This is a genomic window from Limnohabitans sp. INBF002 (assembly GCF_027924905.1).
GTDB lineage: Bacteria > Pseudomonadota > Gammaproteobacteria > Burkholderiales > Burkholderiaceae_C > Limnohabitans.
This window is the reverse complement of the sequence record NZ_AP027055.1, coordinates 2,259,487-2,281,498: the sequence shown is the minus strand read 5'-3', so window position 1 is coordinate 2,281,498 and position 22,012 is coordinate 2,259,487. Positions and strand designations below refer to the sequence as shown.

Below are 22,012 nucleotides of genomic sequence, written 5' to 3'. Positions count from 1 at the left end.
GGTTGCGAACCGAGGCCCTCAGAAAGAGACATGAATGAAAGCAGTTTTACAACGCGTGAGCGAAGCCCGTGTGGTGGTGGACGGTCAAACTGTCGGTGAGATTGCACAAGGCTTGTTGATACTGCTGTGTGCCGAGAAAGGCGACACCGAAGCGGTGGGCCAAAAAATGCTCGACAAAATTTTGAAGCTGCGCGTGTTTTACGACGAAGCAGGCAAGATGAACCGCAGCGTGAGCGATGTGCACGGCGGTTTGTTGGTGGTGAGCCAGTTCACCTTGGCCGCAGACACCAGCAGCGGCACTCGCCCCAGCTTCACCAGCGCTGCCCCCGCCGAAGAGGGCCGGCGCTTGTACGACGCCTTTGTGGCGCAAGACAAAGCGCAGCACCCGCAGGTGCAAACGGGCATCTTTGGCGCAGACATGAAAGTGCATTTGGTGAACGATGGCCCTGTGACCATCCCAATCACGATAATCGGTGCATGACCGATTTAAAAAATACCGCTACGACCTTTGCTTCCCTGAGCCTCGCGGCCTCTTCTCTCGATAACTTGACGCAGCTGGGCTACACCCAGATGACCCCTATTCAAGCTGCGAGCTTGCCCCTGACTTTGGCAGGTCGCGATTTGATTGCGCAAGCCAGCACCGGCAGCGGCAAGACGGCCGCGTTTGGCATCCCTTTGGTTGAAAAGCTCGACCCTGCGCAGTTCGATGCGCAAGCTATGGTGCTGTGCCCCACTCGCGAATTGGCCGATCAAGTGACGCAAGAAATTCGCCGCTTGGCTCGTGCTGTGGGCAACATCAAAGTGGTCACCTTGTGTGGCGGTGTGGCCTTGCGTGGGCAGACCGTCAGCCTCGAACACGGTGCGCATGTGGTGGTGGGTACGCCCGGCCGCATCATGGACCACTTGGAGCGCGGCTCGCTCAGCCTGCAAGGCTTAAAAATGTTGGTGCTCGATGAAGCTGACCGTATGTTGGACATGGGTTTCTTTGATGACATCGCCAAGGTGGCGCGCCAGTGCCCCAAAGATCGTCAAACCTTGTTGTTCTCTGCCACTTACCCGGAAGGCATTGCCAAGCTCGCCTCGCAATTCATGCGCGAGCCGCAAACCGTCAAGGTGCAAGCGCAACACGACGCACAAAAAATCAAACAAATTTTTTATGAGGTGAGTAACAACGAGCGTTTGCATGCTGTGTCGCAACTGCTGAACCACTTCCGGCCTGAATCGACCTTGGCGTTTTGCAACACCAAACAGCAATGCCGCGATTTGGTGACGGTGTTGCAAGCGCAAGGCTTCAGCGCTTTGGCCTTGTTTGGTGAACTTGAACAACGCGAGCGTGACCAAGTGCTGGTGCAGTTTGCCAACCGCAGTTGCTCGGTGTTGGTGGCCACCGATGTGGCGGCGCGTGGCTTGGATGTGGCCAATTTAGAAGCCGTCATCAACGTGGACGTGACGCCTGACCCCGAGGTGCACATTCACCGCATTGGCCGCACAGGTCGTGGCGATGCCGAGGGGTTGGCCTTGTCACTGGCCAGCATGGACGAGATGGGCAACGTGGGCAAGATTGAACAGTTGCAAAACCGCGAGTCCACATGGGCACCGCTCAGCAGCCTCACGCCAGCCGCAGGCGGCATCTTGCAGCCGCCCATGGCGACGCTGCAAATTGTGGGTGGTCGCAAAGAAAAGATTCGTGCCGGCGACGTGTTGGGCGCACTGACCGGCGATGCCGGCTTTGCCAAAGAGCAAGTGGGCAAGATCAATGTGAATGAGTTCTCTACCTACGTGGCGGTGGCGCGCAGCATTGCACGTGAGGCTGTCAAGCGCCTGAGCGAGGGCCGTGTCAAAGGTAAAACGGTGAAGGTCCGTTTACTCGAAGACGCTTCTGGGCGTTGATTGGCCTCTGCGTGCCGATACACGCAAGCGCGGCTCAGTCTGCTGAGTCGCTCAAGTTGCTGCAGCGTACCTCGCCACAGTAGTGCTGACAGAAGGGACACCCTGTCATGGGCAACCATGAGGGAATTCGGTGGCGCGTTTGAAAGATGTCTTTGAGCACCGTGTCACGGTAGACCGTCCACTTGAAGTTTTTCCCCTCAACGGCATAAAACGGCACGCCGTCTTGCGACACCGTGATGAGCGACACGCTGTCAAAGTAAGCGCGGTACGCGTCTAAGTTGGGCTGGCTAAATCCAATGATGCGCACGGTCTTGCCGTCAAAGTCGGCGAAATTGACCAACAGGTCATCTTGACGTGCATGGAAGCTGCCTGTGCCAAACACCGGCACATAGGTTTTGAGTGTTTGACCGTAGATGGAGGCGGGTGTGTACGACGTGGCCATCAGCACCGTGTTGGGGGCTTGCACCTGCGCCAACAGTTCTTGTGTGCGGTAGCTTCGCACAATCTCCGGGTAAATCTTGACGCTTTTCCAGTCAGCGAGTTGTGTGCTGTACATCGCCGCCACAGCGACCAGATGCACGCCTAAGAACACCGCCATCCATTGGCTGGTGCGTTTGACTTGCGCAAGGGGTAGCGCAAACGCGAGCCACACAAAGAACAAGGGGTAGAAGTTGAGCACCCAATGTAAGCCCACCACTTTTTTGACAGCGATGAGCGCAAAGAATGCCAGTGGCACAACGATGAGTGTGGCCAGTAATTTATGTTGGCGCGCGAACGCCACCATCGCTGTCCGCTCTTTCCATGCAAACCACACAAACCCTGGCGTGAGTAGATACACCCATGTCAGCAGATACAGCGCAGGTTTATGCCATGCAAACACTTCGCCTTGGTTGCGGTTGTAGACGTTGAACATGATGTTGGCCCATCCGTGGCCCATGTTCCACCACAGGTTCACCAATGGGCCTGGTGTGGCCGCCAGAACCAACAGCGCCAAACCCAACCAGCGTTCGCGGCGGAACGCCATGAAGTACACAAAATACGCGAAGCCGATCACGACTGCAAAGTATTTGGACAGAAATGCAAGACCTAAAAACAAGCCGCTCAAGGCGTGTAGCGCGTAAGTGTTGCGGTCTTGATGCGCGCGTTGCTCGGCACGAACCAAAGCGCAGATGGACAACACGGACCAAAAAATCAAAGGCGTATCGGTGGTGATGAGCGCATTCAGCCAGTTGATGGGCGTGAGCCAGAACAACACAATGGCCCAAGCTGTTTTCTCGCGGTCCACGTTCGAGAACCCCCACCACAAAGCAGCCCCCAAAGCCGTCGGTAACAACAGGGCAGGAATACGCATGGCAAACGTGGTGTCACCAAACAATGTCAGCATGGCAGCAATGGCCCAGCCGGCCATGGGCGGGTGGTCGTAATAGCCCCAGTCGGGATAAACACCCCACCAGTAGAAATACGCTTCATCGCCGGTGATAGGGAATGTCACGCCAATCCATGTGCGCACCAAGAGCGACAACACGCCAGTCCATAGCAGCAAACGAATCAATGACGGAGAAAGCGGTGCGTTCATGTGAGCAGCGTGGTCAATCAATAAGGGCAAGGCAGGCCGAGGGCTGCCATGATGAACATCTCAAGTGTTTCCATTTCATTGGCGTCGGCCTCAGAGGTTTCATGGTCGTAGCCTTGGGCGTGCAGCGCACCGTGAATCAACAAATGGGCGTAGTGTTCTTGCAGCGACTTGCCTTGCTCTTTGGCCTCGCGTGCCACGACGGGGGCGCACAGCACGAGGTCGGCCATCACCATAGGGGCTTGTGCATAGTCAAACGTCAACACATTGGTGGCGTAGTCTTTTTTGCGATAGCTGCTGTTCAAGGCTTGGCCTTCTTCAGCGTTGACGATGCGCACGGTCATTTCTGCGTCATGTGCCAACGCGTGGCGGATGCAACGGTTCACAAAAGCGCGGGGCAATGCCGCGCGGTGGCGCGCGGCGTAGGGCACATCGCCAAATTGCAGGGTGAGGTCTAAGGTGGGCAGGGCCATGTTTTTAAGATTGTTTGCGTGAAGGGGCGCCGGTGGTCGCCGTGCGCTGTGCGTCATAGGCATCCACGATGCGGGCCACCAGTGGGTGACGCACCACATCAGCGCTGGTGAAGCGGGTGACCGAGATGCCTTTGACGCGTTTCAACACGCGCTCTGCATCAATCAAGCCGCTGAGCTGACCCTTGGGTAAGTCAATCTGGCTCACATCCCCCGTGACCACCGCTTTGGCACCAAAGCCAATGCGGGTGAGGAACATCTTCATTTGCTCGGGCGTGGTGTTTTGCGCTTCGTCCAAGATGACAAAAGCGTTGTTGAGCGTGCGGCCTCGCATGAAGGCGAGTGGCGCAATTTCAATTGCATTGCGTTCAAACGCTTTTTGCACGCGGTCATAGCCCATCAGGTCATACAGCGCGTCATATAAAGGGCGCAAATACGGATCGACTTTTTGGCCCAAGTCGCCGGGCAAGAACCCCAGTTTTTCGCCGGCTTCCACGGCGGGGCGTGTCAAAACAATGCGTTGCACAGCGCTGCGCTCCAGCGCATCGACCGCGCAGGCCACGGCCAAATAGGTTTTGCCTGTACCCGCTGGGCCAATGCCAAAGCTGATGTCGTGCGCAGCAATGTTGTCGAGGTAGGCCGCCTGTGTGGGTGTGCGTGCGCGCAAATCGGTGCGGCGGGTTTGCAGCGTGGGGATGTTCTCTTCCTCCATCGCACTGTCACCCGCGAGCATGAGCTGCACTTGTTCGGGGGGGATGGCTTTGGCGGCGCGTTCATACAAGGCTTGCAGCACCTCCAGGGCACGGGTGGCTTTGGCTTTGTGGCCGTCCACTTTGAACTGCTCGTGGCGGTGGGCGATTTTCACGTCCAAGGCCAGTTCGATGGTGCGCAAATGCTCGTCGGTAGGGCCGCACAGATGCGACAAACGGGTGTTGTTATGCGGGGTGAAGGTGTGGCGAAGAATCAAGTCGATAATCCCTAAAAAGGTCCCCCAATGATAGGCAAGTTAACAGGCATCCTCAGCGAGAAAAATCCACCCCAAGTTTTGGTGGACTGCAACGGCGTGGGCTACGAAGTCGATGTGCCCATGAGTACGTTTTACAACCTACCCGCCACTGGCGAAAAAGTGTCGTTGCTGACGCACTTTGTGGTGCGCGAAGACGCCCAAATTTTGTTTGGTTTTGGCACCGCTTCTGAGCGTGCCACGTTTCGCTTGCTCATCAAAATCTCAGGCGTTGGGCCTCGCATGGCCCTTGGCATCTTGAGTGGCTTGAGCGCTGACGAGCTGGCGCGTGCGGTGTCTGACCAAGATGCGGCGCGTCTCACCAAAGTGCCGGGCATTGGCAAAAAAACGGCAGAGCGTTTGCTCTTGGAACTCAAGGGCAAGTTGGGCGCAGACCTTGGCCCCAATATGTTTTCTGCGCCCGACCATCAAAGCGACATCTTGCAAGCGCTGCTGGCCTTGGGCTACAACGACAAAGAAGCCGCTGCTGCACTCAAGGTCTTGCCCGCCGATGTGGGTGTGAGCGATGGCATCAAGCTGGCTTTGAAATCGTTGGCCAAATAAACCATGAGCATTCAAACTGACGACTTCGCCCCTACGCCACGTGTGGTGTCTGCCGCGCCCGTGTCTCCCAACGAAGAGGCCATTGAGCGCGCTTTGCGCCCCAAGCTGCTGCAAGAGTACGTGGGCCAGATGAAGGTGCGCGAACAGCTTGAAATCTTCATTGGTGCGGCCAAGATGCGCAACGAAGCGCTCGACCACGTGTTGCTGTTTGGCCCACCCGGTTTGGGTAAGACCACACTGAGCCACATCATTGCGCAAGAGCTGGGTGTGAACTTGCGTTCCACCAGTGGCCCGGTGTTGGAAAAGCCCAAAGACTTGGCGGCGCTGCTGACTGGCCTTGAGAAAAACGATGTGTTGTTCATCGACGAAATTCACCGCCTTTCGCCCGTGGTGGAAGAGATTTTGTATCCCGCGTTGGAGGACTACCAAATCGACATCATGATTGGTGAAGGCCCAGCGGCACGCAGCATCAAGCTTGATTTGCAGCCCTTCACCTTGGTGGGCGCCACCACACGCGCAGGCATGTTGACCAACCCACTGCGCGACCGCTTTGGCATTGTGTCGCGCCTTGAGTTTTACACCGCAGAAGAGCTGCAACGCATCGTGGTGCGCAGCGCGGGCTTGCTGGACACGCCGATGGATGTGGAAGGGGGCTTTGAGATTGCGCGTCGCTCACGCGGCACGCCCCGCATTGCCAACCGCTTGCTGCGCCGCGTGCGCGACTATGCCGATGTGAAGGGCACAGGCCGCATCACCGAAGACATTGCCAAACGCGCATTGGCCATGTTGGATGTGGATCCGCAAGGTTTTGACTTGATGGACCGCAAATTGTTGGAGGCGGTGATTCACCGTTTTGACGGCGGCCCCGTGGGTCTAGACAACATTGCCGCCAGCATCGGCGAAGAGCGCGACACCATTGAAGACGTGATTGAGCCGTATCTGATTCAGCAAGGTTTTTTGCAACGCACACCACGAGGCCGCATGGCCACGTTGGCGGCCTATCGCCACTTGGGTGTCACGCCGCCCAAGGCGATTGGCGAGGTGTCCGCCGATTAAGCCAGCGTTTTAAGTGGTGGTCTCGTCGCGCGGCGAGCCGTGTGCATCGTCAAAGTGCGACACATCGCCCCAGCCCACGAGGCTCAAGCCCTGAGGCGTCCACAGCAAGCGGTTGACGGCGGCATTGCCCAGGTGCCATGTACGTGGTGCTTCCACGGACTGATTGGTGGCCAAGCGGTACAACGCATCCATCACACCCCCGTGGGCCACCAGCACGATTTGTCCGCCTAGGTGTTGGCTGGCCAATTCATCCACACAGCGGCGAATGCGTTCGCGCAAGGCCGTGAGTGACTCACCGCCCACCGGCGACCAATGCGGGTCACGCCCGCGCCAGAGCTTGGCGTCTGCAGGCCAGCCACTCTCAATCTCTGCCCAAGTTTGACCTTGCAAGTGCCCAAAGTGGCGCTCGCGCAAACCGGTGTGCCCGACCACTGAAAGCTGGGCTGCGCGTGCGTGACTTTGCGCGATGGCTTGTGCGGTTTCAAAAGCACGCACCAAGTCACTGCTGTAAATCGCAGCGATGTGTTCTTCACGCAGGGCGTGGCCCACGCGTTGGGCCTGCCATTTGCCTGTGTCGTTGAGGCCGATGTCGAGTTGGCCTTGAATGCGGGTGTCGACATTCCAAGGGGTTTCCCCATGTCTTATGGCGAGAATTCTTGTGGCTTGCATGGCTGTGAAGTTTAGATGGCTTGTTTTTCATGCAAAATAGCACGATCGTTCTTTTCTTGAATTTCGTATGACCGCATCTCGTCAAACTGCCGCCTCTGAAAGCCGGGCCCTTCAAAAAGGCCAGCAAACCAAAGCCGCCATTGTGGACGCCGCTTTGGGCTTGGCCACACAAATTGGCTTAGAGGGTTTGAGCATCGGCGCTTTGGCCGAGGTGGCGCGCATGAGCAAGTCGGGCGTGTTTGCCCACTTTGGCTCGCGCGAAGAGTTGCAAATTTCGGTGGTGCGTGAATACCACCAACGCTTTGAACACGAAGTTTTTTTGCCCATCCTGCAAGCTGACCGCGGTTTGCCTCGCTTGCGCCAACTGTTTGCCAACTGGACCAAGCGCACCTCGGCTGAGATTGATTCAGGCTGCCTCTACATCAGCGGTGCTGCGGAGTTTGATGACCGACCCGGACCCGTGCGCGACGCCTTGGCCAGCTCGGTCAAAACTTGGCTGGCGGCGGTGTACCGCACGGTGGTGCAAGCACGTGACGAAGGCCATTTGGCGGCAGACATCGACGCCGAGCAAATGGTGTTTGAGTTGCATGGCCTCATCTTGGCCCTGCAATACGAAGCCCGGTTCTTACGCTCTTCCAAATCGTTGGCGCGCACCCTCAAAGGTTTTGAAAACATCTTGCAGCGCTATGGCGCAAGAGACGCAACACCCGTCATTAAAACAAGCGCCAAGCGCACCACTTCATCCAAAAAGTAAGGAGACACACCATGCCCAGCTACACCCCACCTCTGCGCGACATGCAATTTGTGCTGCACGAGGTGCTGCACGTCACCAACGACCTCCAGCAAATGCCCAAGCACGCCGACATGGATGCTGACACCATTGCGGCCGTGTTGGAAGAGGGCGGAAAGTTTGCGTCAGAGGTGATTTTCCCGCTCAACCAAGTGGGCGACCAGCAAGGCTGCACGCTCAACCGTGACACGCACGAAGTCAAAACGCCCGATGGCTTTAAAGCCGCGTATGACCAATACGTACAAGGCGGCTGGCCAGCCTTGAGTGCCGACCCCGAGTACGGCGGCCAAGGCCTGCCTGTGGTGGTGAACCAGTGTTTTTATGAAATGCTCAACAGCGCCAACCAAGCGTGGACCATGTACCCCGGCCTGACACACGGCGCCTACGAGGCACTGCATGCACACGGCACGGATGCCCAAAAAGCGCTGTACCTGCCCAAGCTCACCAGCGGCGAATGGACCGGCACCATGTGTTTGACCGAGCCGCATTGCGGCACCGACCTGGGCCTCTTGCGTACCAAAGCCGAGCCACAAGCCGATGGTACGTACCGCATCACAGGCAACAAAATTTTCATCAGCGCGGGCGAGCACGACATGGTGAGCAACATCGTGCACTTGGTGTTGGCGCGCTTGCCCGATGCGCCTGCAGGTAGCAAAGGCATCAGCTTGTTTGTGGTGCCCAAGTTCAACATCCATGCCGATGGCAGCTTGGGCGAACGCAACGGCATTTACTGCGGCGGCTTAGAGCACAAGATGGGCATTCACGGCAACGCCACCTGCCAGATGGTGTTGGACGGCGCGGTGGGCACGATGGTGGGCCAACCCAACAAGGGCTTGGCCGCCATGTTTGTGATGATGAATGCCGCGCGCGTGGGCGTGGGCATGCAGTCACTGGGCTTGACCGAGGTGGCGTATCAAAACGCCGTGGCGTATGCCAAAGACCGCATTCAGTCGCGCAGCCTGACGGGCGCCAAAGACCCCAGTAAACCCGCCGACAGCATCTTGGTGCACCCCGATGTGCGCAAGATGTTGCTCACCGCACGCGCTTACGCCGAAGGCGGTCGTGCATTGGCGCTGCATTGCGCCCTGTTGATTGACCGCGAACTGAATCACCCTGACGAGACGGTGCGTGCCGAGTCTGCCGAGCAAGTGGCCTTGCTCACGCCCATCGTCAAAGCCTTCATCACCGACAACGCGTGGACGGCCACCTCGTCGTGCATGCAGGTGTTTGGTGGTCATGGGTTCATTCGTGAATGGGGCATGGAGCAATACGTGCGCGACGCCCGCATCAACATGATTTACGAAGGAACCAACACCATCCAAAGCTTGGACTTGTTGGGCCGCAAGGTGTTGGGCAACCAGGGCGCATCGCTCAAGAAGTTTGGCAGACACATTGCCGAGCTGGTGGCCGAGACCCAAGGTGACGAAGACATGGCCGAGTTCATCAACCCGCTGGCCAAGCTGGGCCAACAGATGACGCAGTTCACCGGCGAGATTGGCTACAAAGCCATGGAGAACGCTGACGAAGTGGGCGCCGCTGCGGTGGACTACCTGCGCGTGGCGGGCCATTTGGTGTTTGGCTACTTCTGGGCGCGCATGGCCCAAGTGGCCTTGCAAAAGATCGCCGAAGGCAACCGCGATCCGTTCTACCAAGCCAAGGTGCAAACGGCGCGTTTCTACTTTGCCAAGTTGTTCCCAGAAACCGCATCGCTCATGGTCACCGCGCGCGCAGGCTCGGCTGTACTGATGGAGACAGAGGCAGTATTTGCCTGAGTTGTATGCACTTAGAAATCAGGTAAATTCAAAACATGATGAATACACGCATTTTGAAAACCCTCGCGGGGCTTACCCTGTTGGCAGCCGGTAGCAGCTTTGCACAAATGACGCCCGTTGGCACATGGCGCAACATCGACGACAAAACGGGTGAGGCGAAAGCTGAAATCCAAATTGTTGAAAAAGAGGGCGAGCTGAGTGGTCGCATCGTCAAGTCGTTGCGCAACGACCCGAACGCCAAGAAAACGTGTGAAGACTGCAAAGATGACCGCAAAGACCAAAGCATCCTTGGGATGGAAATCATCCGCGGTGTGAAGTCTGATGCTTCCAGTGAATTCTTATGGGCCGGTGGTGGAAAAATCTTGGATCCAGAAAACGGCAAGGAATACACCGTAAAAATGGTGCCCAAAGAGGGTGGCCAAAAGCTGCAAGTACGCGGCTATATCGGACCGTTTTATCGCACGCAGATTTGGTTGCGCGCGCAGTAATTAAGTAGGAAAGCCATGACAGAAATTTTGAGTCACATCGATGGCGGTGTGATGACCCTGACCTTCAACCGCGTTGACAAAAAGAACTCTCTCACTGCGGCGATGTACACCGCCTTGGCCGATGCCGTTGAGCAAGCGGACAGCAACCCGAGCGTGCGCGTCTTGGTGTTTCAAGGCCACGAAACTGTGTTTTGTGCCGGCAACGACATCGCCGATTTTTTGAACAACCCGCCATCTACCTTGGATGCGCCAGTGTTCCGTTTGTTGCGCAACATCGCGGCTTTCCCCAAGCCTGTGCTGGCCGCCGTGGCGGGCCCCGCTGTGGGCATTGGCACCACGCTGCTGTTCCATTGCGATTTGGTTTATGCCGGTGACAACGCCGCGTTTGCGATGCCGTTTGTCAACTTGGGCGTGTGCCCTGAAGCCGCATCTAGCTTGCTGGCCCCGCAAATGATGGGCTACCACCGCGCGGCAGAAGCGTTGCTGTTGGGCGAGCCCTTCATGGCCGAGGCCGCACTGGAAGTGGGCTTGGTCAACCGTGTGTTGCCGCCAACGGAGGTGAATAACTATGTGCAAGCGCAGGCACGCAAGCTGGCGGCCAAGCCCTTGTCATCGCTGTTGGAAACCAAACGCTTGATGAAAGCGGGTCAAGCTCAGCTGGTGCAAAAGCAGATGAACGAAGAGGCGGCTTCGTTTGGTCGCATGCTCACAGAGCCTGCGGCCAAAGAAGCGTTCGGCGCGTTCATGGAAAAACGCAAGCCCGATTTTTCGAAGCTTTGACTGACGCACGGCATGCCGCAACAACTCGCCAACGCCGTCGTGTTTGAGCCTGATTACCTCGAAGGTTTTCGCCAAATCTATGAAGAAAAAATTGTCTTCAACCACACGCTGGGCTTGAAGCTGGTGAGCGTCACGCCCGAAGAAGTCGTGGCCCGTATCGATATGCGCCCAGAGCTGGTGGGGCACTACGCCTATAACCGCATTCACGGTGGCGTCATCAGTGCCGTGCTAGACGCCATTGGCAGCGCGGCTGTGATGGCCTGCTTGGCCGCCAAGCACATGAAAGAGTCACCCGCAGAGCGCTTAGAGCGCTTTGCCAAATTGGGCACGATTGATTTGCGGGTGGACTATTTGCGTCCCGGCATTGGTGAGCACTTCACCATCCACGCCCATGCGCTGCGTGTGGGCACACGTGTAGGCACCTCGCGCATGGAGTTTCGCGGACCAGATGGCACGCTGATGTCCACCGGTACAGGCGCCTACATCGTTTCTTAACCCTCAGTCTTTGGGAATGGCACGTGGCTTGCCATCTTTGTCGATCGCCACGTAGGTGAGGGTGGCTTCGGTCACTTTCATGTATTCGCCCTGCGAGCTGAAGCGCTCGGCAAACACTTCCACTTGCACGGTGATGGAGGTATTGCCAATGCGTTGCACACGCGAGAAAAAGCTCAAGATGTCGCCCACTTTGACAGGGTGCTTGAAGATGAACTGATTCACCGCAATGGTGGCAAAGCGTCCGCGCGCATGGCGAGCGGGCAGCACCGCACCGGCTAAGTCCACCTGAGCCATCACCCAGCCACCGAAAATGTCGCCATTGGCATTGCAATCGGCGGGCATGGGGATGACCTTCAAGACCAGTTCTTGGTCCGTGGGCAGTGGTTCGGCATGAGGGTTGGGGGAATGAGACATAGGCACAATCGAAGAATTACTTTTTGGCATTGTGCAACATGCGTCATCACGCCCATTCTTCTGCCCCCGCTGGGCAACACGTTAAGCAACGCCCCGACAGCGAAACCCTGAAACGCCTCTTCCCGTATTTGTGGCAATACAAATGGCGAGTCGTCGCCGCGTTGACCTTCATGGTGGGGGCTAAGTTGGCCAACGTGAGCGTGCCCTTGCTTCTCAAAGAGTTGATTGACGCCATGTCGTTCAAGCCCAATGACCCGATGGCGGTCATCGTGGTGCCTGTGTCTTTGTTGGTGGTGTACGGCGTGCTGCGTTTGTCGGTGTCTGCCTTCACCGAGCTGCGTGAGTTGGTGTTTGCCAAAGCCACCCAAGGTGCTGCGCGGCAAATTGCACTGGAAACGTTTCAGCACTTGCATGCTTTGAGTTTGCGTTTTCATTTGGAGCGTCAAACCGGTGGCATGACGCGCGACATCGAGCGCGGTGTGCGCGGCATTGAATCGCTCATTTCGTATTCGCTCTACAGCGTGGTGCCCACGCTGATCGAGGTCGCTTTGGTGCTCAGCATCTTGGCCGTGAAGTTTGATGTGTGGTTTGCGGGCATCACGCTGGCTGCGCTGGCGCTGTACATCGTGTTCACCATCAGTGTGACCGAGTGGCGCACCCAGTACCGCCGTCAAGCCAACGAGTTTGATTCTGCCGCCCACACCAAGGCCGTGGACTCGCTGCTCAATTACGAAACCGTCAAATACTTCAACAACGAAGCCTTCGAGGCTTCGCGCTATGACAAGAGCTTGGAGGCCTTGCGCCGTGCGCGTCTGAAAGCACAAACGTCGTTGTCGTTGCTCAACACGGGGCAGCAACTCATCATCGCCGTGGCCTTGGTGGGTATGTTGTGGCGCGCCACGCAAGGCGTGGTGGACGGTCGCATGACCTTGGGTGATTTGGTGATGATCAACGCCTTCATGATTCAGCTCTACATTCCGCTCAACTTTTTGGGCGTGCTGTACCGTGAAATCAAACAAAGTTTGACGGACTTGGATCGCATGTTCACGCTGCTCGAAAAAGAGCGCGAAGTGGCGGATGCGCCCCATGCTTCGGCGCTTGAATTGAGTGGCCCGCCGACAGTGAAGTTTGAATCCGTGGTGTTTGCGTATGAACCCACGCGGCCCATCTTGCATGGCATCAGCTTCGAGATTCCTGCGGGCAAAACGGTGGCAGTGGTGGGCCCTTCGGGCTCGGGCAAGTCCACCTTGGCGCGCTTGCTGTTTCGTTTTTACGACGTGGGCTCGGGCGCGATCACCATCAACGGCCAAGACATTCGCCACGTCACGCAAGGCAGCGTGCGCCGAGCCATGGGCATCGTGCCGCAAGACACCGTGTTGTTCAACGACACCGTGCGCTACAACATCGCTTACGGCCGCACCGACGCGACCGAAGCTGAGGTGGTGCAGGCCGCACGCGCCGCACACATTCACGACTTCATCGCGGCCACACCCAAAGGCTACGACACGATGGTGGGGGAGCGCGGCCTGAAGTTGTCGGGGGGTGAAAAGCAACGTGTGGCGATTGCCCGTACCCTGTTGAAGAACCCGCCGATTGTGATTTTTGACGAAGCCACTTCGGCGTTGGACAGTGCCAATGAGCGTGCCATTCAGGCTGAGTTGCAAAGTGCCGCGCAGAACAAAACCACCTTGGTGATTGCGCACCGTTTGTCGACCGTTGTCGATGCGCATGAGATTTTGGTGTTGGACGCGGGGCGCATTATGGAGCGGGGTTCGCACTCGGAGTTGTTGGCGCTGAATGGGCGGTATGCGCAGATGTGGGCGTTACAGCAGTCTTCGGAAGTTTGATTCTTCTGTCGTTGCGGTTTCGTTCTTGGTTTTGTGCGTTTCTAGCTGAGGCGAAGCTTGGGTGGCGCACCCCAAACGGCTTACATCGCTTCGCGACGAATGGCGCCTTATTGGGGTACGCCACCCAAGCTTCTTTTGGCGAGCAAGCGGTGACACGCAATTGAACGTGTGCATCGCTGAAGGTGGTTAGAACAACAACATGCGGGTTGGGGTAGGCAGATGCGGCGCCATTCGTCGCGAAGCGATGTAAGCCGCGTCTGCCTACCCCAACTCGCATCTCCCGAGGCCAAAGAAAAAGGGCTTCCCGTAAAAACGAGAAGCCCTTCAACACGACTTCTGGTCTCCGCTCACATCGCAAGCGATATGAGCTTCGCCCAAGAACCGATACCTCGCTTGCGCGAGGCGGTCTTACAGACCGGCTGCTGCACGAAGTGCCGCAGCTTTATCGGTTCTTTCCCAAGTGAACTCAGGCTCTTCACGACCAAAGTGGCCGTAAGCCGCAGTCTTGGTGTAAATCGGGCGCAACAAGTCGAGCATTTGAATGATGCCTTTGGGGCGCAAGTCAAAGTGCTCAGCCACCAATGCTGACAACTTGTCGTCAGAAATCACACCTGTACCTGCGGTGTTCACGGTGATGTTCATGGGGCGTGCCACGCCAATCGCGTAAGCCACTTGCACTTGGCATTGCTTGGCCAAACCAGCCGCCACGATGTTTTTTGCCACGTAGCGTGCAGCGTAAGCAGCAGAGCGGTCGACCTTCGATGGGTCTTTGCCTGAGAACGCGCCACCGCCGTGAGGGCATGCGCCGCCGTAGGTGTCCACAATGATCTTGCGACCAGTCAAGCCGCAATCGCCTTGAGGGCCACCGATGACGAAACGGCCTGTGGGGTTGATCAAATACTTGGTGTCTTGCAACCACTCTTTGGGCAACACGGGTTTGATGATCTCTTCAATGATGGCTTCATTGAAGCTGGCCTTCATCTTGGTGGCTGACTCGCTTTGGTCGGGGCTGTGTTGGGTCGACAACACCACGGTGTCAATGCTGTGAGGCTTGCCGTCCACATAACGCATGGTCACTTGGCTCTTGGCGTCGGGACGCAAGAAAGGCAGGCGGCCGTCTTTGCGCAACTGGGCTTGGCGCTCGACCAAACGGTGGGCGTAGTAAATAGGAGCTGGCATCAACTCAGGCGTTTCGCTGCAAGCGTAGCCAAACATCAGGCCTTGGTCGCCCGCGCCGATGTTGAGGTGGTCGTCAGACGCATGGTCCACGCCTTGGGCGATGTCGTTGGATTGCTTGTCGTAACACACCATCACAGCGCAACCTTTGTAGTCGATGCCGTAGTCGGTGTTGTCGTAGCCGATGCGCTTGATGGTGTCGCGTGCGACTTGGATGTAGTCGACATGCGCGTTGGTGGTGATCTCACCAGCCAAGACAACCAAACCGGTGTTGGTCAGGGTTTCGGCAGCCACACGTGAAAGTGGGTCTTGCTCGAAGATGGCGTCCAAAATTGCGTCAGAGATTTGGTCTGCCACTTTGTCTGGGTGGCCTTCTGAAACAGATTCAGAGGTGAAGAGGTAATTGCTAGACATGAAAAAAGCTCCTTGTTTTCAGTGGGTTGTTCGGCGTTGCCGACCCTGAAAACTTGGAGCCCAGCGAACGCTTTAGCAGTGGTTTGGGCTTTGCCCTCACTCTCACACCGTGGTGTGTTGTCGCCCTGCAAGTTGTTCTGTAACTCAGCGACAATCGGAATTCTAATGGATTTTTGTCAAACTCATTAAAAGCACATGTCTGCCACCACGCGTCTTTTTCATTTCCTTGCCCGTATGCCCCTGCCCTTGATGCAGCGGGTAGGCGCTGTGTTGGGGTGGTTGGTGTGGTGGTTGTCGCCCAGCTATCGCCGCAATTTCAAGGCCAATGTACAAGCCGCTGGTGTGGCCTGGCGTCAGGCGCGTCCTGCCGTGGCCGCCATTGGCGCGATGGTGGCTGAGCTGCCTTGGGTGTGGATGCGTCCGCACAGTGCCAAGCTGGATGGTTTGGTGACGTGGGATGGTTCAGAGCATTTCGAAGCGGCCATGCAAGTGGGCAAAGGCGTCATCATCATGTCGCCGCATTTGGGGGCATGGGAGATTGGTGCACAAGCCATTGCTGAAAAATTTGGTCCCAACTACGGGCCGATGGTGGCGCTGTTCCGCCCCGCCCGCAAAGCATGGCTGGAGCCCTTGGTGGCCAATGCGCGTACGCGTCCGTATTTAGATTCCGCGCCTACATCACTGGCCGGTGTACGCACCCTCATTCGCACGTTGCGCAATGGCGGCTACACGGCCATCTTGCCCGACCAAGTGCCGCCCTTGGGTCAGGGCGTGTGGGCGCCATTCTTTGGTCGCGATGTGTACACCATGACCTTGCTGGCGAAGTTGGCGCAACAAACCGGTGCTGAAGTCATCATGACGTGGTGTGAGCGTTTGCCTGCTGGTCAAGGTTTTTGCATGCACATGCGACCCTTTGATGCGCCCGAAATGAAAAACGCCAGCGTGCCGCCCGAGGTGGCTGCAGCGGCGGTCAACCGCGGTGTGGAACGCATGGTGCTGGATGCGCCCGGTCAATACCTGTGGGGCTATGCACGCGACAAACAACCGCGGGCAGAGGGCTAAACCATGTTCAGCAAATTAGGTTTGTTACTGCTGCGCGCGTTGGGTTATTTGCCCTTGTCGTGGTTGCGTGCCTTAGGGGCAGGCTTGGGCGTTTTGTTGATGGTGGTGATTCCATCGCGCCGCCGCGTGGTGCATACCAATTTGCGTGTGTGTTTCCCGCATTTGAGCGATGCCGAGCGTGATGCGCTCACGCACCAAACCTTTGTGTATTTCGCGCAAGCATGGTTGGACCGCAGCTGGCTGTGGCACCGCAGCGCGGCGTGCATCCAATCGCGCGTGCAGCTGTCGGGCGAAGTGGCCGCTTTGTCAGAAGCCAAGCCCACGGTGTTGTTCGCGCCGCATTTCATGGGCTTGGATGTGGGGTGGACAGCGCTCACGCTCAACTTGCCTTTGCGTTTCACGACCATCTTCACGCCGCAATCGAACGCGGCGGTGGATGCGTGGGTGGCCAAAGGTCGTCAGCGCTTTGGTCACGTTCGATTGTTTCGCCGCGAAGATGGCGTCAAACCGATCGTGGCTGCCTTGCGTCAAAACGAGTTGCTGTACTTATTGCCTGACATGAACTTTGGCCCGAGCGAGTCCATCTTTGTGCCGTTTTATGGCGAGCCAGCGGCCACTGTGCCGTCGCTCTCACGCTTCGCCAAATTGGGCCGTGCCCGTGTGGTGCCTGTCATCACGCGGATGACGGATGCGGGTTATGAAGTGGTGGTGCATCCGGCGTGGTGCGATTTCCCTACCGATGACGCTGAGGCCGATACGGCCACCATGAATCAGCGCTTGGTGGTGTTCATCAACACCATGCCCGCTCAATACTTCTGGGTGCACAAGCGCTTCAAGACACGCCCACCGGGCGCGCCTGAACTCTATTGATTAAGGGTGCATCCACTTGTACAAGGTGGCGGCGACTTCGTCCACCCCTTGTTTTTTCAGCGCTGAGAACAAACGCACTTCACCGCCACCCGCTTGCAGCTTGGTGATTTGCAGGGCCTTCGCTCCATCGGTTTTGTTCAGTTTGTCTGCCTTGGTGAGCAGCACCAAAAACTTCAGGCCTTCTTCCACGCGTGGGCGAATCACGTCCAACAAAATTTCGTCCAGCTCGGTCAATCCGTGGCGTGGGTCACACATCAGCACCACCGCACGCAGGTTGGGGCGGGTGAGTAAATAGTTCGCCATCACTTGTTGCCAGCGAATCTTGTCTTGCTTGGGCACAGCGGCGTAGCCGTAACCGGGCAAGTCGGCCAGCACGGCATCGGTTTTGCCTTGGCGGCCCATGGCGAATAAGTTGATGTGCTGGGTGCGGCCGGGCGTTTTGGAGGCGTAGGCCAAGCGTTTTTGCTGGGTCAGCACGTTGATGCACGTCGATTTACCCGCGTTGGAACGGCCCACAAAGGCAATTTCAGGCAAGTCGTAGACGGGCAAGTGGTGCAACTGGGCCGCGGTAGTCAAGAACCGGGCCGTATGCAACCAGCCCATGGCGTATTTGGCTTGATCGGTGGGGCTTAGCGCCTCAAAGGTCGCTTTGGCGGCGGCGCGTTCGGCGTCTCTTTGGGCCTCAAGTTCAGCGTTCAAAACCGCGATTTCGGGCACCTCAGGCGTGTCAATTTGGGCGGGGGTGTCGTGTGGGTCTGGCTGGTTCATGCAGCATTGTAGAATCACCTCAGTTTTTCGACGTCTTTGAGACCCATTAACCAAAGAACACTTATGAAGCTGATTGCCTCTTTGCTGATTGCTGCCGCCATGGCAGCCCCCGCCCTTTCCAATGCCGCCGAGCCAGCAGCCCCTGCTGCCAAAGCCGATTTGGCCAAAGGTGAAGCCACTTACACCGCGATTTGCGCGTCTTGCCACGGTGCAGACGGTAACTCCGGTTCGCCTGCTTACCCCAAGTTGGCGCAGCAACACCCTGACTATTTGGTCAAGCAATTGCAAGAATTCAAATCCGGCAAACGCGCCAACGCCATCATGAGCGGCATGGCAGCAGGCTTGTCTGACGCCGACATGAAAAACGTGTCCGCTTGGGTGGGCTCGAAAGAATCTAAGCCTAACTTCGCCAAAGAAAAAGACTTGGTGGTGTTGGGTGAGCGCATCTATCGCGGTGGCATTGCTGACCGTCAAATCGCTGCTTGTGCCGGTTGCCACACGCCCACTGGCGCTGGTATTCCTTCTCAATACCCACGTTTGTCAGGCCAACACGCCGACTATGCGGTGGCGCAGTTGGTCGCCTTCCGCGATGGCGTGCGTAAGAACAGCGCCCAAATGACAGGCGTTGCTGCCAAGATGAACGACCGCGAAATCAAAGCGGTGTCTGACTACATCGCTGGTTTGCGTTGATCTGAGCGTTTCATCGCTTCCCAAAAAAGCTGGCCTTAAGCCAGCTTTTTTTATGCCCCGCAGAAAAGCCTTTGTCGGAGGTGTTGAGCATGAAAGCAAGCTTCGATTCACAATGTGAACCCACATCTGGAAAGAGAGCCCCGCATGCATCGCCATCTATTTAGCCGCGCCAGTGATTCTGGTTTTGTGCACCCCTTGGGCAGTGAAATCACGCCGCAGCAGATGTACATGCAACGTCGCGATTGGTTGAGGCAGGTGGCGGCAGGTGCTGCGGGCGTGTCTTTGGCTGCTTGGGCTTCCCGTGATGCCGTGGCGCAAGCGCCGAGCGAAGCCATCGCACGCCCTGGAAAATTAGCGCCCTTGACGGGGGCCGTGAGTCGCGTGAGCGGCGCCAACACGATGGAAAAAGCGACGCCGTACGCCGATGCCAGCAGCTACAACAACTTTTACGAATTCGGCACCGACAAAGCAGACCCCGCCAAATACGCGCACACCTTGCAGACCAAGCCCTGGACGGTCGAAATTGAAGGGCTTGTCAAAAAGCCGGGTCGTTTCGACCTAGACGCCTTGCTCAAACTCAGCCCCATGGAAGAGCGCATTTACCGCTTGCGTTGCGTGGAAGGCTGGTCGATGGTGGTGCCGTGGGTGGGTTATTCGCTGGCCGAACTCATCAAACGTGTGGAGCCTTTGGGCAGCGCCAAGTATGTGGAGTTCATCACCCAGGCCGACCCCAAGACCATGCCCGGCGTGCGCTCGCGCGTGCTCGATTGGCCCTATGTGGAAGGCCTGCGCATGGACGAGGCCATGCATCCGCTCACGTTGCTGAGCTTTGGTATGTACGGCGAAGTGCTGCCCAATCAAAACGGTGCGCCTGTGCGCTTGGTGGTGCCATGGAAATATGGTTTCAAGAGCGCCAAGAGCTTGGTGAAGATTCGCTTTGTTGAAAAGCAACCCGTCAACTCCTGGGGCCGCTCAGCGCCGCAAGAATACGGTTTCTATTCCAACGTGAACCCGAATGTGGACCACCCCCGGTGGAGCCAAGCCAGCGAGCGCCGCATTGGCGAAGATGGCTTGTTTGCGAAAAAGCGTAAGACCTTGATGTTCAACGGCTACGAAGCCCAAGTGGGTCAGCTCTACGCAGGCATGGATTTGAAAAAGCTGTACTGACGTGGTCGTTGCGTTGCGCCATGCTTTGAAGCACCGCAGTGCGAAGCCTGCGTTGTGGCTGCTGTGCAGCTTGCCGTTTGTGTGGCTGGTGTGGGGCGCTGCCAACGACGCGTTGGGTGCCAACCCCGCTGAGTCTGTGATTCGCGCCACGGGTGACTGGACGTTGCGCCTGCTGTGCGTGACGCTGGCCGTGACGCCGTTGCGTGTGATGTTGGGCTTGCCCGAACTGGCCAAACTGCGGCGCATGTTCGGCTTGTTCACCTACTTTTATGTGGTGCTGCATTTGCTGTGCTACAGCTGGCTGGACATGGGGTTTGAATGGCCCGAGATTGCCCTCGACATTGCCAAGCGGCCATTCATCTTGGTTGGTTTCAGCGCTTTTGTGTTGCTCACGCCGTTGGCATTGACCTCGTTCAACCGCGCGATTCGGGGGTTGGGTGCGAAGCGTTGGCAGTGGTTGCACCGTCTTGTTTATGTCGTGGCTATGTTGGCGGTGTTGCACTTCTTTTGGATGCGGGCGGGGAAGAACAACTTTGCTGAGGTATTTGTTTATGCCTCGGTGCTGTTTGTTTTGCTTGCTTGGCGTGTTTTCCGCTCTTCTATGTGGCAATACTTGGCTCGCTCGGTTGGCTTCACTCGCTGATGTGGCTACGGGGGTGCGGCCCCTTCCTCATGCTGGCGTACCAGAAATCGTCAGGGGCCGCACCCCCGTAGCCACATCGGATTCGAGTTTACGAACAGATTCACGCGAGCAGTCAAAAACTTAACGAACCAACGACTCGCAAGCCATCTGATCAGCCACAGTCTCACGGCGACGAATGACATGCGCCTTGTCACCGTCCACCAAAATCTCAGCCGCCCGTCCACGCGTGTTGTAGTTGCTAGACATCGCCATGCAATACGCGCCCGTAGACAACACCGCCAGCAAGTCGCCCGACTGCACGGCCAGTTGACGGTCACGGCCCAACCAATCGCCGCTTTCGCACACAGGGCCCACCACGTCATACGTCACGGCCTCACCTGCACGTGCAGACACCGGCACGATTTGGTGGAAGGCTTCGTACATGGCAGGGCGGGGCAGGTCGTTCATTGCGGCGTCAACGATGCAAAAGTTTTTTTGCTCGCCGGGCTTCAGATACAACACCTCTGTCAAACACACACCCGCATTGCCCACGAGTGAGCGGCCGGGTTCAATCATCAGCTGGCGCTGGCCGTAACCGCGTGCATCGAGCTTGGCCAACAGCTGCGCCCACAGCGCATCAGCGGCAGGTGGCGTGTCACCGTTGTAGTTGATGCCTAGGCCACCACCAAAGTCGATGTGGTGAATGGCAATGCCTGCGGCTTCAATGGCTTGCACGAGGTCCAGCACACGGTCCATCGCATCCAGGTAAGGCGTGGACTCGGTGATTTGCGAACCGATGTGGCAATCAATGCCCGTCACTTGCAAGCCGGGCAGGCTGGCTGCGCGCTGGTAAGTGGCCAAGGCACGTTCGTGGGCCACGCCAAACTTGTTGCCTTTGAGTCCCGTTGAAATGTAGGGGTGGGTTTTGGCATCCACGTTGGGGTTGACGCGAATGCTGATGGGGGCGCGTTTGCCCATGCTCTGCGCCACGTCGCTGAGCACTTCGAGTTCAGCTTCGCTTTCGACGTTGAAGCAGGCAATGCCTGCTTCCAAAGCTTTACGCATTTCGGCACGTGTTTTGCCTACGCCCGAAAAGATGACTTTAGAGACATCGCCGCCTGCCGCGATCACGCGGTCCAGCTCGCCGCCTGACACGATGTCAAAGCCGCAGCCCGCTTGTGCAAATACTTGCAGCACGGCCAAAGACGAATTGGCCTTCATGGCGTAGCAAATGCGCGCGTTGCGACCTGCAAAACCACGTTGGTAAGCCGCGAGGGCGCTGAGCATGGCGGCTTTGGAGTACACAAACAAGGGCGTGCCGTGAGCGTGCGCAAGGTCAGCGAGTTTGACGCTTTCCAAATACAAATCGTTGTTCTGTGTGGCCACAAAAGGCGCACCGGCAAGCGTGGTGTGTGTCATCAAACGGCTCTTA

General features: G+C 57.4%; 23 protein-coding genes. 15 read left to right on the top strand and 8 right to left on the bottom strand.

The features are described 5' to 3' along the window. Positions 1-34 precede the first annotated feature (34 nt). Positions 35-481 carry a D-aminoacyl-tRNA deacylase gene (gene dtd / locus QMG15_RS11480; protein ID WP_281788707.1) on the top strand — a complete coding sequence of 149 codons (447 nt, stop codon included), beginning with the start codon at positions 35-37 and terminating at the stop codon, positions 479-481. Continuing rightward, on the top strand, positions 478-1,890 hold the full coding sequence (dbpA, locus tag QMG15_RS11475) for an ATP-dependent RNA helicase DbpA (protein ID WP_281788706.1): 1,413 nt from the start codon (positions 478-480) through the stop codon (positions 1,888-1,890). The genes dtd and dbpA overlap by 4 nt, the downstream gene beginning before the upstream one ends. A gap of 34 nt (positions 1,891-1,924) precedes the next feature. Here the strand turns inward: dbpA and QMG15_RS11470 are convergent, their stop codons facing one another. Genes QMG15_RS11470 through QMG15_RS11460 form a run of 3 tightly spaced genes read right to left on the bottom strand, consistent with a single transcriptional unit; the run spans position 1,925 to position 4,900 of the window. Beyond that, positions 1,925-3,466 (bottom strand): glycosyltransferase family 39 protein, encoded by a 1,542-nt coding sequence (locus QMG15_RS11470; protein WP_281788705.1) that lies wholly within the window; start codon positions 3,464-3,466, stop codon positions 1,925-1,927. Between the two features lie 17 nt (positions 3,467-3,483). After that, positions 3,484-3,936: an rRNA maturation RNase YbeY gene (ybeY, locus tag QMG15_RS11465; RefSeq protein WP_108358375.1), complete on the bottom strand. Its 453-nt coding sequence runs from the start codon at positions 3,934-3,936 to the stop codon at positions 3,484-3,486. 4 nt (positions 3,937-3,940) lie between these two features. Then, on the bottom strand, positions 3,941-4,900 hold the full coding sequence (locus tag QMG15_RS11460) for a PhoH family protein (protein WP_281788704.1): 960 nt from the start codon (positions 4,898-4,900) through the stop codon (positions 3,941-3,943). A gap of 27 nt (positions 4,901-4,927) precedes the next feature. Between QMG15_RS11460 and ruvA the strand changes: the two genes are divergently transcribed. Next, positions 4,928-5,500, top strand: a complete 573-nt coding sequence (ruvA, locus tag QMG15_RS11455; RefSeq protein WP_108401876.1) for a Holliday junction branch migration protein RuvA — start codon at positions 4,928-4,930, stop codon at positions 5,498-5,500. Between the two features lie 3 nt (positions 5,501-5,503). Further along, the gene (ruvB, locus tag QMG15_RS11450; protein ID WP_108358372.1) at positions 5,504-6,556 is read left to right on the top strand and encodes a Holliday junction branch migration DNA helicase RuvB; all 1,053 of its coding nucleotides are present in this window, start codon (positions 5,504-5,506) and stop codon (positions 6,554-6,556) included. 9 nt (positions 6,557-6,565) lie between these two features. Here ruvB and QMG15_RS11445 read toward each other — a convergent pair whose 3' ends face one another. Continuing rightward, entirely contained in the window at positions 6,566-7,225 is a 660-nt protein-coding gene (locus QMG15_RS11445) for a histidine phosphatase family protein (RefSeq protein WP_281788703.1), read from the bottom strand. Between the two features lie 67 nt (positions 7,226-7,292). Between QMG15_RS11445 and QMG15_RS11440 the strand changes: the two genes are divergently transcribed. Genes QMG15_RS11440 through QMG15_RS11420 form a run of 5 tightly spaced genes read left to right on the top strand, consistent with a single transcriptional unit; the run spans position 7,293 to position 11,550 of the window. After that, positions 7,293-7,979, top strand: coding sequence for a TetR/AcrR family transcriptional regulator (locus tag QMG15_RS11440; protein WP_281788702.1), 687 nt, complete (start codon positions 7,293-7,295; stop codon positions 7,977-7,979). 11 nt (positions 7,980-7,990) lie between these two features. Then, positions 7,991-9,787, top strand: a complete 1,797-nt coding sequence (locus QMG15_RS11435; protein ID WP_281788701.1) for an acyl-CoA dehydrogenase C-terminal domain-containing protein — start codon at positions 7,991-7,993, stop codon at positions 9,785-9,787. Positions 9,788-9,825: 38 nt separating this feature from the next. Further along, positions 9,826-10,275, top strand: coding sequence for a DUF2147 domain-containing protein (locus QMG15_RS11430; RefSeq protein WP_281790136.1), 450 nt, complete (start codon positions 9,826-9,828; stop codon positions 10,273-10,275). Positions 10,276-10,290: 15 nt separating this feature from the next. Further along, positions 10,291-11,055, top strand: coding sequence for an enoyl-CoA hydratase (locus tag QMG15_RS11425; RefSeq protein WP_281788700.1), 765 nt, complete (start codon positions 10,291-10,293; stop codon positions 11,053-11,055). A gap of 12 nt (positions 11,056-11,067) precedes the next feature. Further along, positions 11,068-11,550 (top strand): thioesterase family protein, encoded by a 483-nt coding sequence (locus QMG15_RS11420; protein ID WP_281788699.1) that lies wholly within the window; start codon positions 11,068-11,070, stop codon positions 11,548-11,550. 3 nt (positions 11,551-11,553) lie between these two features. On the opposite strand, the gene QMG15_RS11415 is transcribed toward QMG15_RS11420, so the two are convergent. Continuing rightward, entirely contained in the window at positions 11,554-11,964 is a 411-nt protein-coding gene (locus QMG15_RS11415; protein WP_281788698.1) for an acyl-CoA thioesterase, read from the bottom strand. A gap of 38 nt (positions 11,965-12,002) precedes the next feature. Between QMG15_RS11415 and QMG15_RS11410 the strand changes: the two genes are divergently transcribed. After that, positions 12,003-13,811, top strand: coding sequence for an ABC transporter ATP-binding protein/permease (locus tag QMG15_RS11410; RefSeq protein ID WP_281788697.1), 1,809 nt, complete (start codon positions 12,003-12,005; stop codon positions 13,809-13,811). A 408-nt stretch (positions 13,812-14,219) separates the two neighbouring features. Here the strand turns inward: QMG15_RS11410 and metK are convergent, their stop codons facing one another. After that, positions 14,220-15,401 (bottom strand): methionine adenosyltransferase, encoded by a 1,182-nt coding sequence (gene metK / locus QMG15_RS11405; protein ID WP_281788696.1) that lies wholly within the window; start codon positions 15,399-15,401, stop codon positions 14,220-14,222. Between the two features lie 195 nt (positions 15,402-15,596). Between metK and QMG15_RS11400 the strand changes: the two genes are divergently transcribed. Together QMG15_RS11400 and QMG15_RS11395 are read left to right on the top strand one after the other, a co-directional pair. Further along, a complete protein-coding gene (locus tag QMG15_RS11400) occupies positions 15,597-16,463 on the top strand; it encodes a lysophospholipid acyltransferase family protein (RefSeq protein ID WP_281788695.1) in 867 nt (288 codons plus the stop codon). Between the two features lie 3 nt (positions 16,464-16,466). Beyond that, entirely contained in the window at positions 16,467-17,333 is an 867-nt protein-coding gene (locus QMG15_RS11395; protein WP_281788694.1) for a lysophospholipid acyltransferase family protein, read from the top strand. Here the strand turns inward: QMG15_RS11395 and yihA are convergent, their stop codons facing one another. Beyond that, positions 17,334-17,936: a ribosome biogenesis GTP-binding protein YihA/YsxC gene (gene yihA, locus QMG15_RS11390; RefSeq protein WP_108358505.1), complete on the bottom strand. Its 603-nt coding sequence runs from the start codon at positions 17,934-17,936 to the stop codon at positions 17,334-17,336. A gap of 228 nt (positions 17,937-18,164) precedes the next feature. Between yihA and QMG15_RS11385 the strand changes: the two genes are divergently transcribed. From QMG15_RS11385 to QMG15_RS11375, 3 genes are all read left to right on the top strand, one after another. After that, positions 18,165-18,791, top strand: coding sequence for a c-type cytochrome (locus tag QMG15_RS11385; RefSeq protein WP_281788692.1), 627 nt, complete (start codon positions 18,165-18,167; stop codon positions 18,789-18,791). Positions 18,792-18,935: 144 nt separating this feature from the next. Next, positions 18,936-19,958 (top strand): protein-methionine-sulfoxide reductase catalytic subunit MsrP, encoded by a 1,023-nt coding sequence (gene msrP, locus QMG15_RS11380; protein WP_281788691.1) that lies wholly within the window; start codon positions 18,936-18,938, stop codon positions 19,956-19,958. Between the two features lie 13 nt (positions 19,959-19,971). Further along, on the top strand, positions 19,972-20,601 hold the full coding sequence (locus QMG15_RS11375; protein ID WP_281790135.1) for a protein-methionine-sulfoxide reductase heme-binding subunit MsrQ: 630 nt from the start codon (positions 19,972-19,974) through the stop codon (positions 20,599-20,601). Positions 20,602-20,721: 120 nt separating this feature from the next. On the opposite strand, the gene lysA is transcribed toward QMG15_RS11375, so the two are convergent. Continuing rightward, positions 20,722-21,999 carry a diaminopimelate decarboxylase gene (gene lysA, locus QMG15_RS11370; RefSeq protein ID WP_281788690.1) on the bottom strand — a complete coding sequence of 426 codons (1,278 nt, stop codon included), beginning with the start codon at positions 21,997-21,999 and terminating at the stop codon, positions 20,722-20,724. Between the last annotated feature and the right edge of the window lie 13 nt (positions 22,000-22,012).